Below are 14969 nucleotides of genomic sequence, written 5' to 3' on the forward strand. Positions count from 1 at the left end.
TTAATCAAACCGACCTCACTGCTAATGTTCCGGAGGGTAACGGTCCTAGACAGCTTACGCTGTGGTAAAATTTCTCCGGACAGCAATGTATATATTAATTAGCACAATATATGTGAGTTTTTCATTCCTATAAGGACAAATTTCAGAAACGTATGTCTGGTAAATTATTGAGTCATCATAGTATGAACATATATCATTACTAAAAACAATGAAACAACTTCCATAAGATTGTGGTTGTAAAAATCGCCATTTAATAGCCCGTTTTTTTTGTAAAATTCGCCAATTAAAAAAATATGATTATCTTTGCATTATATTTTATAAGGTATGGAAACAGTAAATAGAATACTTCAAGAGAAGATTACAGCACGAATCGCGCCCAATAAAGCAGTACTGATTTTTGGTGCTCGCCGTGTTGGTAAAACGGTAATGATGCGTAAAATTGTGGACAACTATTCAGGTAGGACGATGATGCTCAACGGCGAAGACTACGACACATTAGCACTATTGGAGAATCGCTCAATAGCCAATTATCGGCATTTATTGGATGGTATTGATTTGCTGGCTATTGATGAGGCACAGAACATACCACAAATCGGTAGTATTCTGAAGTTGATAGTTGATGAAATACCGGGAATAAGTGTCTTGGCAAGTGGTTCTTCGTCATTCGATTTGCTGAATAAGACTGGTGAACCGTTGGTCGGCCGCAGTACGCAATTTCTCCTTACACCATTCTCGCAACGGGAAATCGCACAGACGGAAACGGCACTTGAAACCCGCCAGAACCTCGAAGCGCGCTTGATTTACGGTTCCTATCCCGAAGTAGTAATGATGGAGAACTATGAACGTAAAACAGACTACCTACGTGATATTGTCGGTGCATACCTGCTTAAAGATATCTTAGCAATTGACGGCTTAAAAAATTCGAGCAAGATGCGCGATCTACTGCGATTGATAGCTTTTCAGTTGGGCAGCGAAGTTTCTTACGAAGAGTTAGGTAAACAACTCGGCATGAGCAAGACGACCGTTGAAAAATACCTCGACCTATTGGAAAAGGTCTTCGTTATCTATCGTCTGGGGGCTTATTCGCGTAACCTACGCAAGGAGGTTACAAAAGCTGGCAAGTGGTACTTCTACGACAACGGCATTCGCAATGCCATTATCGGGGCTTTCTCACCGCTGGCCATTCGGCAGGATGTCGGTGCGCTGTGGGAGAACTACATCATCGGAGAGCGGCGCAAAGCGAACTTCAATGAGGGACTGCACAGGGAGTTCTATTTCTGGCGCACCTACGACAAACAGGAAATCGACCTGATTGAGGAGAGTGCCGACAGTCTTACCGCCTTGGAGTTCAAGTGGGGAAATAAAATGCCGGCCGCACCGAAAGCCTTCCAAGAAGCCTATCCCTATGCCGAGTTTCATGTGGTAAATCGGGAGAATTATTTGGAGTTCGTATAATCAATAAATTACGTATATGGAAACAAAACTACAATCCAAACAGCAATATCCGCGGTTTATCCAAAATAAACCGTGTGGTATTGACAAATTCGATGGAGGTTCGCAAGAAAGGTTGGCAAAAACTATTGCTCGCCATTTTTGTCAGAATGATTCATTGGATGAGGAATGTACTTTACCTCGAATTATCGGCATCGAAGGTATTTGGGGATCTGGAAAATCCAACGTGGTTAAAATGTTGGAACGTGAATTATCAGACGACTATTACTTTTTTGAGTATGACGCATGGGGACATCAAGAGGACTTGCAACGCCGCTCTATATTGGAATTGCTTACAAGCAAACTTATTGATGATGGTATCCTATCTGGAAATGCAACAATAAAAGTCAAAGGTGGAGGTACGAAAACCGTATCATGGTCTGAAAAGCTGAAATATTTATTAGCCCGTAAAACGGAGACCGTAACCGAAAAATATCCCCTTATCAGTAATGGTATGGTTGCGGCATTTTTGGTTGCAGTTTTAACTCCGATATTTACATTTATTGCGTATGCAGTAAAACCTACACCCACAACATGGTGGTTTTCTTTATTGTCTATTATCATAGCTGCACTGCCAGTTCTTATTGCATTGTGCGTTTGGAAATGGGCATATAGCAAAGATCATAAATATGGATGGAGTTATATGTTAGCTATTTATCAAGATAAAGTCGAAAAGGACGTTTGCTATGAGACTTTGAGCGAAGACGAACCAACGGTTTACGAGTTCAAAACATGGATGCAAGACATTTCTGATTTTATCAAGGAAAAAGGACAACGTAAATTAGTCCTTGTTTTTGACAACATGGATCGTCTCCCCGCTGAAAAAGTAAAAGAATTATGGTCTTCTATCCATACGTTCTTCGCCGATAGCGGTTTTGAAAATGTTTGGGCTGTTATTCCTTTCGATGAAACACATTTAGCTTGTGCATTCGGAGATGAGACCGACGAACAAACGAAACAACTGACCAAGTATTTTATCAATAAAACTTTCCCTATTGTTTATCGTGTTGCTCCTCCTGTTATTACCGACTATCGAAGTATATTCAACAAACTGTTTGTTGAAGCATTTGGAGAAACAGAAAATGAAGCGAAAGAAACTATAAATCGGATATTCAGATTGGTAAATCCTAATGCCAATGTTAGGGAAATTATATCATATATCAATGAGATGGTCGCTCTTAAACAAGAGTGGTGTAACGAAATTTTGATGATAAACATAGCATTGTTCTGTTTGAAGAAGACGGATATTCTGGCAAATCCAGTAGAACAAATATTGTCCGGCGACTATCTGAATGGCATTCAAACAATAATTAACAATGATCTGCAAACACAACGCGAAATTGCAGCTTTGGTATATGGTGTCGATGTTGAAGATGCTCGACAAATTCCATTGAAAAAATATATTGAAGGCTGCATCAACGGAGAAGAAGACCACGACATAAATCAATATGCAGAGACTAATAAACAATTTGACACTGTATTAGAAGAAGTTATACAATGTATGGACAATGCGCTTATCGATAAGATTATACATTGTTTGCATAAATTAACTCGAAAGAGCGATGTTATTCTGCGTGTATGGCAAAGAATAGCACAATTGAAATTAAAAGAATCCATAGAGAAGCAGGTGTTCCCTGTCGAATACCAAGAACTGCTGTTGCATTTAGACACGGAAAGCCAAAACCATGTGATTGCTCAATTATATAAGAAGATAGTTCGGTTCAATGACTTCAATGGCGGCGACTATTTCAAAACGTTAGATGCAATAGACAGGTTTATTGCGCAAAATAAGTTGGCGTGCGATTTTACGTCATTGATTGAAGCAAAAACAGTCAAGCCAAATACATTTATCGATTATATTCAAGCTGCAAATGCAACAGATGCTGCCTATCGGGATAACGCGACAACTAAAGCATATAAATATTATCAAGTAGCAACAAATTCGGAGGCGCTCGATAATTATTTGGCAAACTTACTACCCGATAATTTCGACCATGCAGATATTGTAAAAACGTTAAAAGATAATTCTACCTATACGTTTCCAACGCTTTTGCAAGCGATCACGAATTGCATTGATGAACAGAATGTAAATAAAGATAATATAGGGGCTATATTTACAACCTATCGTTTATTGGCATCTGACGAAGAAAGACCTTTACCTGTAACGTTAGATTCAACCTACATAAATCAGTTGCATTCTGAATTAGAAACTGATGGCCGAAACATTAAAGAGTCTGGATATTACGATTTAGTCGCCATGCAATTGGCACATGGTCATTCCGTTTCCTTAATAGAGGGTGGAGATATAAAATATGTTGCAGAACTCATGGACTATTATGTGGATCATGGAGACTTATTAGTAAATAGTGTGGGATGGAATATACCGCTATTAAATGAAACACTACAATACATGGTAAATCATAAACTTGGCTATAAATTATTGCTCTCAGACATATTGCCCCAATTTGAAGATATTAAGAACAGAATAGGTGTAACGGATGAGGTATTTATCGAGCATTTAGCAGAGTGGAATACCGATTTGGATAAGTATATCACTAAGAACAATATTAAAGATGTAATTCCTGACGCATCTTTTTACGATTTGACCACTAAAATAAGCAATGTCCTGACCGATCATATCAATAAAATAGCGTTCGAAGCGTTGTCTGAAATAAGTGTTGATACATTATACGCCCAAAGAACAGCACATACATCATATTATTGGTTTGTCGCAATAAAACATTTACTGGCTAAAATCAAATCCTTGCCAGATAACTTGACTGAATTTGGCAAAAAGATTCTGATGGATATTGCTTCTGGAACTCAAAGTTTGAATCCTTTCCCTAATTGTTTCAAGAATATAGTTGAAAGATTGGATAAACGAAAAATTAAATCGACAGTTACCGATATAAGAAATGATTTCTGCATCGGTAAAAAGACTATCAATGCAATAAAGTTTCAATTTTTCGAAACATGGCTTAGATCGCATGGTAATTTGAAAAGTCAAGCTGGAGACGTTATTGATAAAATAGTGAAACCTGTAATTTCCGATGGGGCATGCCGTTCATTGATTCTGCAAAACAAAGATTTTTATATGGATTTAATAAATACAGCAGGGGATGATGCTTATGAATTGAAAAAGAGTCTCCGAAACCTCATACAAAAAGATTCAGATCCGCAATTGGTTAAATTTGTCAATTCGATAGATTCAGTACCTGAGGTTGAAACCGCGTAAGTATTTGTCTAACAAGTCCGAATTTTACGATTTTACCCGTCAGAACTGAAGTGCCCCCCAAAAAAATTGTATCCAACTTTTGGGGGTCACTTCAAACTTCGATAGGGATAATTTTCAATTTTGGGGACTTGTTAGACAGTCTCATTATCTGGTAGCAGTTTACACAGCACCGGATCGTTTTTGATACGCTCCAGTTCCTCCTGCACAATCTGCTTCACCTCTTCCTTGATGCGCCGGTAGTTCGCCTGCACCGTTTCCTTCATGCGGTCGTTGCCGTCCTCGTCCGTGAAGTTTGTAATGACGGGAATTTTCTTGTAGGCACTTTCTTCCCGTTTCACCTTTTCGGCATCCACCACAATCTCGCAATGAAAAATCTTCTGCTCGATACGCTCGTTGAAGTTGTCGGATACAGAACCGACAAACATTCCCTGCGTAAGCCCGGAAATCTTACTCGGTGGAATGAGCGCGTCCATCTGCGTGTTGATGGAGGTGGAAACATCCTGCCGGTTGATGGAGATGGACTGCCGTTTCTGCAACACCTTACCGAACCGCTCGGAGAGCGTCTTGGCTGTTTCCCCCACCACCTGACCGGAGAAAATATTGCCGACAGTGTTCATCACCACTTTCGCCTCTTTGTCCCCGTAGTCACGCACTAACTGGCTGAAATCCTGAAAGCCCAGACACACGGCAACCTTGTTGCTTCGGGCGGTAGCTATAAGATTGTCCAACCCTTTGAAGTATATTGTGGGCAACTCGTCGATGATGACCGATGACTTCAGCATCCCCTTCTTGTTGATGAGCTTCACGATACGGGAATTATACAGACCGAGTGCCGCACCGTAGATATTCTGACGGTCGGGATTGTTACCCACGCAGAGGATTTTCGGCTCTTCGGGATTGTTGATGTCCAGCGTAAACTCGCTGTCTGACATCACCCAGTAGAGCTGCGGTGAAATCATCCTCGAAAGCGGGATTTTTGCCGACGCTATCTGACCCATGAGCTGCTCCGCAGCCCCTCCAAGCCACGCATCCATGAACGGCGAAAGGTAGTTCTCCAGCTCCGGATAAGAGGTCAGTATCGGAAATATATCCTCGTAACGGCGGTTCAGAAACTCGATAGCATGGGGAAACGTGCAAAACTTCCCGTTCTGATAGATTTTGAGATACCAGATAATACTGGCAAACAGAATGATAGGTGACTCCACGAAGAAGTCGCCCTGCTTTTGCACCCACGTTTTATTGAGGTTGAGCATTATTGTGTAGGCACTCTCATAGGCATCCGTAATATCTTCCATAAAATCCGGGTGAATGGGATTGCACCGATGAGAGCGTCGCGGGTCGTCGAAGTTGATCACATAGAACTTCGGCTTTACCTTGTAGCCGTCCGGGTGGTTCAGCAAATGGTTGTAGGCAATAGTAGATAGGTCGGGATACTTGAAATCGTAGATGTATTGACTAAAGCCCTTTTCAATCTGTTGCTTGATAAAATTGTTTACCACGGCATAGGACTTGCCGCTGCCCGGCGTACCCAACACGATGGACGCACGGAAGGGATTAACTACATTGATCCAACCGTTGTTCCAGCGTTTCCTGTAATAGAAACGTGTCGGCAGATTGACCGAATACTCGCTTTCGATAAGCCTCGTTTCCTGCATGAAACTCTCGTTCTCGTTGTTGAAAACATCCTCCATCAAATTGTGTTTCAACAGGCGGCTCATCCACAGACCACCCATCAACAGGCAGACATAGCCCGTTCCAATGGTAAGGACATACAGTCCCGTCACCGCTTCAAGCGGCAGCGGCAGGGGCAGCAACCACCAGTTCAGGAAAAACAGCACGAACCCGACGGCAAATGCTGTCCAGATTCTCCCCCAAGTGATTTTCTCACCCTTGACACCCTTCGTACCCAGACAGGACAAGGCAAGCAAAAGGACGGAAAACAGCTTCGTGTAGAGAATGGAATGGAACAGCCCCGCCGTGCGGTCGAAGTTCAGAAGGATTTTGTCCACCACGCCGATGTTCACGCCCCACAGCCGGATGGCTTCGTAGCAGAACCAGTACACGTTCATGACCACTAAAATGATACTCACGGCACGCAGAAAATCCATGATTTTCGCCAATGCCCTCAAATCGTCTTCTTGTTGTGACATACATTGATTTTTTAATTGTTGATACTCTGATTACATACCCAAGCCCTTGCGTTTTTTCTTCTTTTTGCGCTTCATCGCCCGGATGAAAGCCTCTTCCTCGGCATCTACCGCCGGACCTTCGGGAGTGAGCAAGCCCATACCGCCCGATATATCTTCACTGTCGTAGGCGGTCTGCCCGTGTGCCTTGTCCGCAGCATCCACAGGGATGGATAGCGGTATCGGCGGTTGTCCGGCGTATGGCAGGGTGAAGTGTTCCTGCAAGGCATTCGCCGAAAGCTCCTTACCCATGCGCGAACCGTTCAGCACGCATCCCGTGCGGTGGTCGATGAAGGTAGCCCCATAGATGCGCCCTTCCTCTGTGTAGCGCAGTACGGTGTCGATGCCCTTCTCTTTGAGTTGGGATACAAATTTGTCCTTGTCATAAGTGCCTTGCAGCACGGAAAGGACGGTGCGTTTCGTCATGTCTGCCAGTTTCCTATCCTTGATTTCCGATTTGGAACGGACAAACTTCTTCTGTACGGCTTCATAGCCTGCGGACTTCCCGAAAAGCGAGGATTTGAACGGGTTGCCCACCTTGTTACCCTTGTCGTCCGTGACGGAATAGACCAGCCCGTGATACTCCCGTCCGCGCACGTTGCCCCTCGCTTCCTCCACCGTCATATTATATAAGGAAAGGAGCGCACGGTATTCGCCCATCGTCTGGAAACGGTACTGCCCATTCAGAGCCTTCACGGTGTTGCCTACCTGCTTCTTCACATCACCTGCCGATGCGGCCACCTTGCGCAACGGATTATCCAATCTCTGATTTTTACGTTCTGCCGGATGCAATCCGTACTTCTGTTCCAGTTCCCTGCGGATACGGTCGCTGCGGCGGTAGAGAAAATCCCGGTTGAGCCTTTTCCCGTTCTCGTCCACGTTGACCGTCACGATGTGCAGGTGGTGGCGGTCGATGTCCTCGTGCTTGAATACAAGATAAGGCTGGTTTCCGAAACCGAGTTTTTCCAGATACTCGCGGGCGATATTCTGCAACTCAATATCGGTCAGCACATCCTCCGGGTGCGGGTTGAGAGAGATATGCACCACCGGCTTCTCGATCTTCATCTGCGGTGGCAGGAAGGTGAGAAAACCCTCCATCGCCTTGCCTATGTCCACCGTTCCCGAACCGTCATTGTAGATGCGGTTGGTGGTGAGAAGCCGCCCCTGCGCCTCGTTAATCTTCTCCCCGTTGTAGGCAATCGCGCCGTACAACGAACTTCCTACACTGATTTTTGCGACCATTTTGCCTCCATTTCCCTTGAAAGTTCCACAATCCGGCGGCTCAGTTTCACGAGTTCGACGGTGTGTTGCTCTAATTTGTAGAGCAACGCCATCGCCTTTTTCTCTGAAAAATGCAGCCTCAGTTCCTTCACGACTTGGTTGTAATTCGTACCCACGGCACGGAATTGTGCATGAAAATCCGACAGTTTGGTGTAATAGTCCACCAACGTCTTGTCCACCTTCAGCACCTTGAACGGTTGCCCGAAGAAGTGCGCTTTGAGGAAAACAGACCGTGCATAGACACCCGATTTTCCGAACATGGCGAGGAAACGGTTGTGTTCCTCCTCGTTGAAACGGACGGTGTACCGGTACACCGCCGGATCAAGTTTGGGATTTCTCCCTGATTTGCTTTTCCTTTTCTCTTTCATATTACTTTGGATTTAGCGGATTGACGGCATAAGCCGCCGCTTCGGATTACAGCACCGCAGTTCTGAAAGGCTTCCCGACTTCGGAGGGAAAGCCCGCCCCCTGCAAGGGCAAGTGCTTTTCGTGGCTGCTCAAAATATTTTGAGCGGCTGAAAAGACATCTTGCTATGTTCAGGTGAACATAAAAATCCGTCAGGGGACGGATTGGGAAAATACCTTTCAGGACTCCGGGCCGCGCGTCATCGGCGAACCCTGCTGTCCGGGTGCAAAGTTACGCCCTTAAAGCGGTATCGGACAGATGCTTGACCCGGTCAATGACTGCCAACCGGCGCAACGTGCCGCCACTTGCCGGAGAAGTGATACAGGTTCCAAAATATACTTGTTTATTTGCAGCATGATTCAAGAAACGAACGATTTGAAGATATGATAAACGGAACATTCAAATACCCGGAAATCCGCTTCTTCGGATACTTGCCGAAACGGATACCCGAACCGTCGGAAACCCGGTTCTCCGACAATTCGGTGACGTATGGATTCAATGACTTCATGACGCAATGTCGTCAATCACCATTTGTCCGACGCACCGCTTCACCACAGAACCGGATACGCGACGACCCGCCTGCGTGTGTAGTCACGGAAGCGGATGGTGCGACAGCCAAATCCGTATGGAAACAGAAAAACAAATCATCAACAATTAAAATAAATGGAACTATGAGTAAGGAAATCTTCGTTGCATTCGCAACACAGAAAGGTGGCATCGGCAAATCCACTGTCACGGCACTTGCCGCCAGCTACCTGCACAACGTGAAAGGCTACAATGTCGCCGTCGTGGACTGCGACGACCCGCAGCACAGCATCCACGGGCTGCGCGAACACGAAATGGGGCTTATCGACAGCAGCACCTACTTCAAGGCTCTCGCTTGCGACCATTTCCGCCGGATCAAAAAGAACGCCTACACCATCGTCAAAAGCAATGCGGTGAACGCCCTCGACGATGCCGAGAGGATGATTGCCACTGAGGACGTGAAACCCGACGTGGTGTTCTTCGACATGCCCGGCACACTCCGAAGCAACGGCGTGATAAAGACGCTCTCGCAGATGGACTACATTTTCACTCCGCTGAGTGCCGACCGCTTTGTCGTGGAGAGTACCCTGAAATTCGTCACGATGTTCCGCGACAGGCTGATGACTACCGGACAGGCGAAAACAAAGGGGCTGCATCTGTTCTGGACGATGGTGGACGGCAGGGAGAGGAACGACTTGTACGGCATCTACGAGGAAGTGATAGCCGAAATGGGCTTTCCGGTACTTTCCACCCGCTTGCCCGACAGCAAGAAGTTCCGCCGTGACCTTTCGGAAGAGCGCAAGAGCGTTTTCCGCTCCACCATCTTCCCGATGGACACGGCACTGCTGAAAGGGAGTGGCATCCGGGAGTTTTCCGAAGAGATAAGCGACATCATCAGACCGCAGTGAGCATGGGCAGCAGGAAAGTGAACACGGAAGGCATCGACGAGGAACTGCTGTTAGCCTCCATCGGGCGGCGCACACAGGACGGGACACTGCGCCCCGCACAGGAAGTACCCGCAGCTGCACCGACCGAAGAGGACACCGCCGCACCGGAACCATCTCCTGTGCAACCCGTAACACGGGAAAAAGCGCAGAGGGAAAGTGGACGCCGGAAAAGGCAGGACGAGGACTACAACGAGCTATTCCTGCGCCGCAACGAGATAAAGACCCGCCAATGTGTCTATATCAGCCGTGACGTCCACGGCAAGATCCTCAGAATCGTGAACGACATCGCCGGAGGGGAAATCTCAGTAGGCGGATATGTGGATACCGTGCTGCGCCAGCATCTGGAACAGCACAAGGAGAGAATCAACGAACTGTACAAGAAACAACGTGAAGATCTGATTTGAAAATGGAAAAAGAAATGACACCGAATGAAAAAAGACCACAGCAAGACTGCGGAGGTATGTTTACCCAAGTGCAGGCGAGTGTGGAAATACTGTCGCCTGTCCCGGTAAGCGGCAAATGCAGTGAGAAGGACTATGAACGCCTGTTCATCCGCGACCCGGAAGTAAAGGCACGTGAGGGGAAGATGGCGTATGTGCGCCCGGAGTACCACGAGCGTATCATGCGTATCACCCGTGTAATCGGGCATGACCGGCTTACGCTGTCCGCTTACATCGACCATGTGCTGACGCACCACTTCAACCAGTGCGAAGATGCGATAAAGAGCCTTTATGCCCGAAATTACAATTCAGTATTCTAACCAAAAACGGAAGGATATGAATTACACAATCAGCATGACAGACATTCTGCTGGCGGTATCGGTCGGCTGCAACCTCTGGTTCCTGTTCCTGCTCCTTTACGAGCGCATCATGGACACGCGGATTGTCCGCTTCTTCAAGGGCATTGTCGGATTATGGCGGTCACTGGACGGGAATGAGGCTAAACGCATAGCGGCACACGAGGAAGTCCCTGCGGAAAAGGCGGACATCATCGGCAAGAGCCGTTTCAGGATGGCATCCACCCGGACAACCGCTGCCATACCGACGCAAGAAGCCGCCACTATTGAAAAAGGCATTGAGCTGTCGGAGGAAGAGGCTACTTTTGACGACGGAAAAACGGGAAACGCATCCCGCCCGGCACAAGTCCCGGAGGAAAAACTCGATGAGACCTTCACGAGCATACCGCCGGAGGAACTGGGATACGGGGACGACGAACCGGAAGAGGACGCCTCGGACACGCCACGGGCTTCGGGCAGCAGCTTTGACGAGATTGACGACGCCTGCAAGACCGCCAAAAACCCGGACGCGACACAGGCGGAACGTGAAAAGGCGGCTAAGGTGTTCACCGACATGGAGGGCACGGAGTTGTACGAGAAAATGATGGAAGGCTCTTCGGAGATAGGCATCCGCATCAAGGGGCTTATCGAGATTCGGCTGAAGAAATCTGAAAAGGAGTTCGTCGTGCCGGACAACATCGAGGAGTTCGACATTCGCAACTATGTATGACAACAATAAAAGAAATGAACATGAAAGAATGACATCAACCCACGCGGCGAGGAAACGCAAGGCGCATCCCCATCCGCAACGGACACGCCCACGTCCGTGGAAACAAACGGGCATCCACTAAAACCAAAGTAAAGAAACAAAGTATCAACCGCCCGACAAAGGACCATCCACCCTTTTGACGGCAAAAAACAAGAACAGTTTATGAACAAGAACATCTTGAAAAACAGAAAAGCAATCCTCTCCGCGGCACTTGTCATCGCCGCAACCGCCTCCGCTTTCGCGCAGGGAAACGGCATCGCGGGCATCAACGAAGCCACCTCTATGGTGAGTTCTTATTTCGACCCCGGAACTAAACTGATATACGCCATCGGTGCAGTCGTCGGGCTTATCGGGGGCGTAAAAGTGTACGGCAAGTTTTCATCGGGCGACCCCGACACCAGCAAGACAGCCGCCTCGTGGTTCGGCGCGTGCATCTTCCTGATTGTTGCCGCCACCATCCTGCGCTCATTCTTCCTTTAATAAATAATGTATGGCTGAATACCCAATCAACAAGGGTATCGGCCGTCCGGTAGAGTTCAAGGGCTTGAAGGCACAGTACCTCTTCATCTTCTGCGGAGGTCTGCTGGCTCTCTTCGTCCTGTTCGTCATCCTCTACATGGTCGGTATCGACCAGTGGATATGTATCGGCTTCGGCGCGGCATCGTCCTCCCTCCTTGTATGGCAGACCTTCGCGCTGAACGCCCGGTACGGTGAACACGGGCTGATGAAATTAGGAGCGGCACGGAGCCATCCCCGATACCTTATCAACCGGCGGCGGATAACCCGTCTGTTCAAACGACAACGAAAGGAAGAAAGACAATGAGGAATACATCGAAAATGACAACACTGGAAAACAGGTTCCCACTTTTAGCGGTGGAGCATGGCTGCATCATCTCAAAGGACGCCGACATCACGGTGGCTTTCGAGGTGGAACTACCGGAACTTTACACCGTGACGGGTGCGGAGTACGAGGCGATACACAGTTGCTGGTGCAAGGCTATCAAGGTGCTGCCGGACTACTCCGTCGTCCACAAACAGGACTGGTTCATCAAGGAACGCTACAAACCGGAGCTTCAGAAGGACGACATGAGCTTTTTAAGCCGCTCTTTCGAGCGTCACTTCAACGAGCGTCCGTACCTGAAACACACCTGCTACCTCTACCTGACCAAGACAACAAAGGAGCGTAACCGGATGCAGAGCAATTTCAGCACGCTGTGCCGGGGACATATCATCCCGAAGGAGCTGGACAGGGAAACCACGACCAAGTTCTTGGAAGCCTGCGAACAGTTCGAGCGCATCATGAACGACAGCGGGCTTGTCAGGCTGCGCCGCCTCTCCACCGATGAGATTGTGGGTACTGAGGGAAAGACGGGACTTATTGAACGCTACTTCTCGCTCATGCCGGAAGGTGACACCACCTTGCAGGACATCGAGCTTTCGGCAAGGGAGATGCGCATCGGCGACAACCGCCTGTGTCTGCACACCCTCTCCGACGCGGAAGACCTGCCGGGCAAGGTGGCTACCGACACCCGTTACGAGAAGCTCTCCACCGACCGGAGTGACTGCCGACTGTCATTCGCCTCCCCGGTGGGGCTTCTGCTCTCCTGCAACCATATCTACAACCAGTATGTGCTGATAGACAACAGTGAGGAAACCTTGCAGAAGTTCGAGAAGTCCGCCCGTAACATGCAGTCGCTATCTCGCTATTCAAGGAGCAACAGCATCAACCGCGAGTGGATAGACCAATACCTGAACGAAGCCCATTCCTACGGACTGACCTCGGTACGGGCACACTTCAACGTCATGGCGTGGAGCGACGATGCGGAGGAACTGAAGCATATCAAGAACGACGTGGGCAGCCAGTTGGCAAGCATGGAATGCGTGCCGCGCCACAACACCATCGACTGCCCGACACTCTACTGGGCGGCGATACCCGGCAATGCGGCGGACTTCCCGGCGGAAGAGAGTTTCCACACCTTCATCGAACAGGCGGTGTGCCTGTTCACAGAGGAAACCAACTACCGCAGCTCGCTCTCGCCCTTCGGCATCAAGATGGTGGACAGGCTCACGGGAAAACCGCTGCACCTTGACATCTCCGACCTGCCCATGAAGCGAGGTATCACGACCAACCGCAACAAGTTCGTGCTGGGTCCTTCGGGCAGCGGCAAGTCTTTCTTCATGAACCACCTCGTGCGCCAATATTATGAGCAAGGCGCACATGTGGTATTGGTGGACACGGGAAACTCCTATCAGGGCTTGTGCGGCATGATCCGACGCAAGACAGGCGGAGCGGACGGTGTGTATTTCACCTACACGGAAGATAAGCCCATCAGCTTCAACCCGTTCTACACCGACGATTACATCTTCGACGTGGAGAAGAAGGACAGCATCAAGACCCTGTTGCTGACGCTCTGGAAGTCGGAGGACGACAAGGTGACAAAGACGGAGAGCGGCGAGCTGGGCAGTGCCGTGAGTGCCTATATTGAGCGCATCCAATCCGACCGTAGCATCGTGCCGTCGTTCAACACCTTCTACGAGTATATGCGTGACGACTACCGCAAGGAACTGGCACAGCGTGACATCAAGGTGGAGAAGTCCGACTTCAACATCGACAACATGCTCACCACCATGCGGCAGTATTACCGGGGCGGGCGTTACGATTTCCTGCTCAACTCCACGGAGAACATCGACCTGCTCGGCAAGCGGTTCATCGTCTTCGAGATAGATTCGATTAAAGAAAACCGCGAACTGTTCCCCGTCGTGACCATCATCATCATGGAAGCCTTCATCAACAAGATGCGGCGGCTGAAAGGCGTGCGGAAACAGCTTATCGTGGAAGAGGCTTGGAAGGCCCTCTCATCGGCGAACATGGCTGAATATCTGCGCTATATGTATAAGACGGTCAGAAAATATTACGGCGAGGCAATCGTGGTGACGCAGGAGGTGGACGACATTATCAGTTCTCCGGTGGTCAAAGAGAGCATTATCAACAACTCGGATTGTAAAATCCTGCTTGACCAAAGGAAATATATGAACAAGTTCGACCAGATACAGGCGTTGCTCGGACTGACGGAAAAGGAGAAGTCGCAGATACTCTCCATCAACATGGCGAACAACCCTTCACGGCTCTACAAGGAGGTGTGGATAGGCTTGGGCGGCACGCAGTCGGCGGTCTATGCCACGGAGGTCAGCGCGGAAGAGTATCTGGCGTACACCACCGAGGAAACGGAAAAAGTGGAGGTTTACCGTCTGGCGGAGAAGCTGGGCGACGACATCGAAGCCGCCATCCGGCAGCTTGCCGAAAGGCGGAGAAACAAGGAATAACTAAAAAACAGAATGTATCAACCAAAAAAG

General features: G+C 48.3%; 12 protein-coding genes. 9 read left to right on the top strand and 3 right to left on the bottom strand.

Annotated features, from left to right (window positions below; genetic code table 11):
* Window positions 1-324 precede the first annotated feature (324 nt).
* Together OCV81_RS12075 and OCV81_RS12080 are read left to right on the top strand one after the other, a co-directional pair.
* The gene (locus OCV81_RS12075) at window positions 325-1455 is read left to right on the top strand and encodes an ATP-binding protein (RefSeq protein WP_004291480.1); all 1131 of its coding nucleotides are present in this window, start codon (window positions 325-327) and stop codon (window positions 1453-1455) included.
* A 16-nt stretch (window positions 1456-1471) separates the two neighbouring features.
* Window positions 1472-4726: a P-loop NTPase fold protein gene (locus tag OCV81_RS12080; protein ID WP_004291481.1), complete on the top strand. Its 3255-nt coding sequence runs from the start codon at window positions 1472-1474 to the stop codon at window positions 4724-4726.
* A 131-nt stretch (window positions 4727-4857) separates the two neighbouring features.
* Here OCV81_RS12080 and mobC read toward each other — a convergent pair whose 3' ends face one another.
* The 3 genes from mobC to mobA are packed head-to-tail and all read right to left on the bottom strand — an operon-like array spanning window position 4858 to window position 8561.
* Entirely contained in the window at window positions 4858-6876 is a 2019-nt protein-coding gene (gene mobC, locus OCV81_RS12085) for a conjugal transfer protein MobC (RefSeq protein ID WP_004291482.1), read from the bottom strand.
* A 30-nt stretch (window positions 6877-6906) separates the two neighbouring features.
* Window positions 6907-8154 (bottom strand): conjugal transfer protein MobB, encoded by a 1248-nt coding sequence (mobB, locus tag OCV81_RS12090; RefSeq protein ID WP_004291483.1) that lies wholly within the window; start codon window positions 8152-8154, stop codon window positions 6907-6909.
* Window positions 8133-8561 (bottom strand): conjugal transfer protein MobA, encoded by a 429-nt coding sequence (gene mobA, locus OCV81_RS12095; RefSeq protein ID WP_004291488.1) that lies wholly within the window; start codon window positions 8559-8561, stop codon window positions 8133-8135. The genes mobB and mobA overlap by 22 nt, the downstream gene beginning before the upstream one ends.
* Before the next feature lie 421 nt (window positions 8562-8982).
* On the opposite strand from mobA, the gene OCV81_RS12100 reads away from it, so the two are divergent.
* From OCV81_RS12100 to OCV81_RS12130, 7 genes are all read left to right on the top strand, one after another.
* Window positions 8983-10032: a ParA family protein gene (locus tag OCV81_RS12100; RefSeq protein ID WP_004291492.1), complete on the top strand. Its 1050-nt coding sequence runs from the start codon at window positions 8983-8985 to the stop codon at window positions 10030-10032.
* A gap of 2 nt (window positions 10033-10034) precedes the next feature.
* Window positions 10035-10475 carry a DUF3408 domain-containing protein gene (locus OCV81_RS12105; protein ID WP_004291503.1) on the top strand — a complete coding sequence of 147 codons (441 nt, stop codon included), beginning with the start codon at window positions 10035-10037 and terminating at the stop codon, window positions 10473-10475.
* Window positions 10476-10477: 2 nt separating this feature from the next.
* Window positions 10478-10831 carry a DUF3408 domain-containing protein gene (locus OCV81_RS12110; RefSeq protein WP_004291505.1) on the top strand — a complete coding sequence of 118 codons (354 nt, stop codon included), beginning with the start codon at window positions 10478-10480 and terminating at the stop codon, window positions 10829-10831.
* Window positions 10832-10847: 16 nt separating this feature from the next.
* Window positions 10848-11576, top strand: coding sequence for a hypothetical protein (locus OCV81_RS12115; protein WP_004304280.1), 729 nt, complete (start codon window positions 10848-10850; stop codon window positions 11574-11576).
* Between the two features lie 201 nt (window positions 11577-11777).
* A complete protein-coding gene (locus OCV81_RS12120; protein ID WP_002560983.1) occupies window positions 11778-12095 on the top strand; it encodes a DUF4134 domain-containing protein in 318 nt (105 codons plus the stop codon).
* A gap of 10 nt (window positions 12096-12105) precedes the next feature.
* Window positions 12106-12438 carry a DUF4133 domain-containing protein gene (locus OCV81_RS12125; protein ID WP_004291514.1) on the top strand — a complete coding sequence of 111 codons (333 nt, stop codon included), beginning with the start codon at window positions 12106-12108 and terminating at the stop codon, window positions 12436-12438.
* On the top strand, window positions 12435-14939 hold the full coding sequence (locus OCV81_RS12130; RefSeq protein WP_004291515.1) for a TraG family conjugative transposon ATPase: 2505 nt from the start codon (window positions 12435-12437) through the stop codon (window positions 14937-14939). Before OCV81_RS12125 ends, OCV81_RS12130 begins: the two co-directional genes overlap by 4 nt.
* Window positions 14940-14969 lie beyond the last annotated feature (30 nt).

The organism is Phocaeicola fibrisolvens, assembly GCF_025567125.1.
Taxonomy (GTDB): Bacteria; Bacteroidota; Bacteroidia; order Bacteroidales; family Bacteroidaceae; genus Phocaeicola; species Phocaeicola fibrisolvens.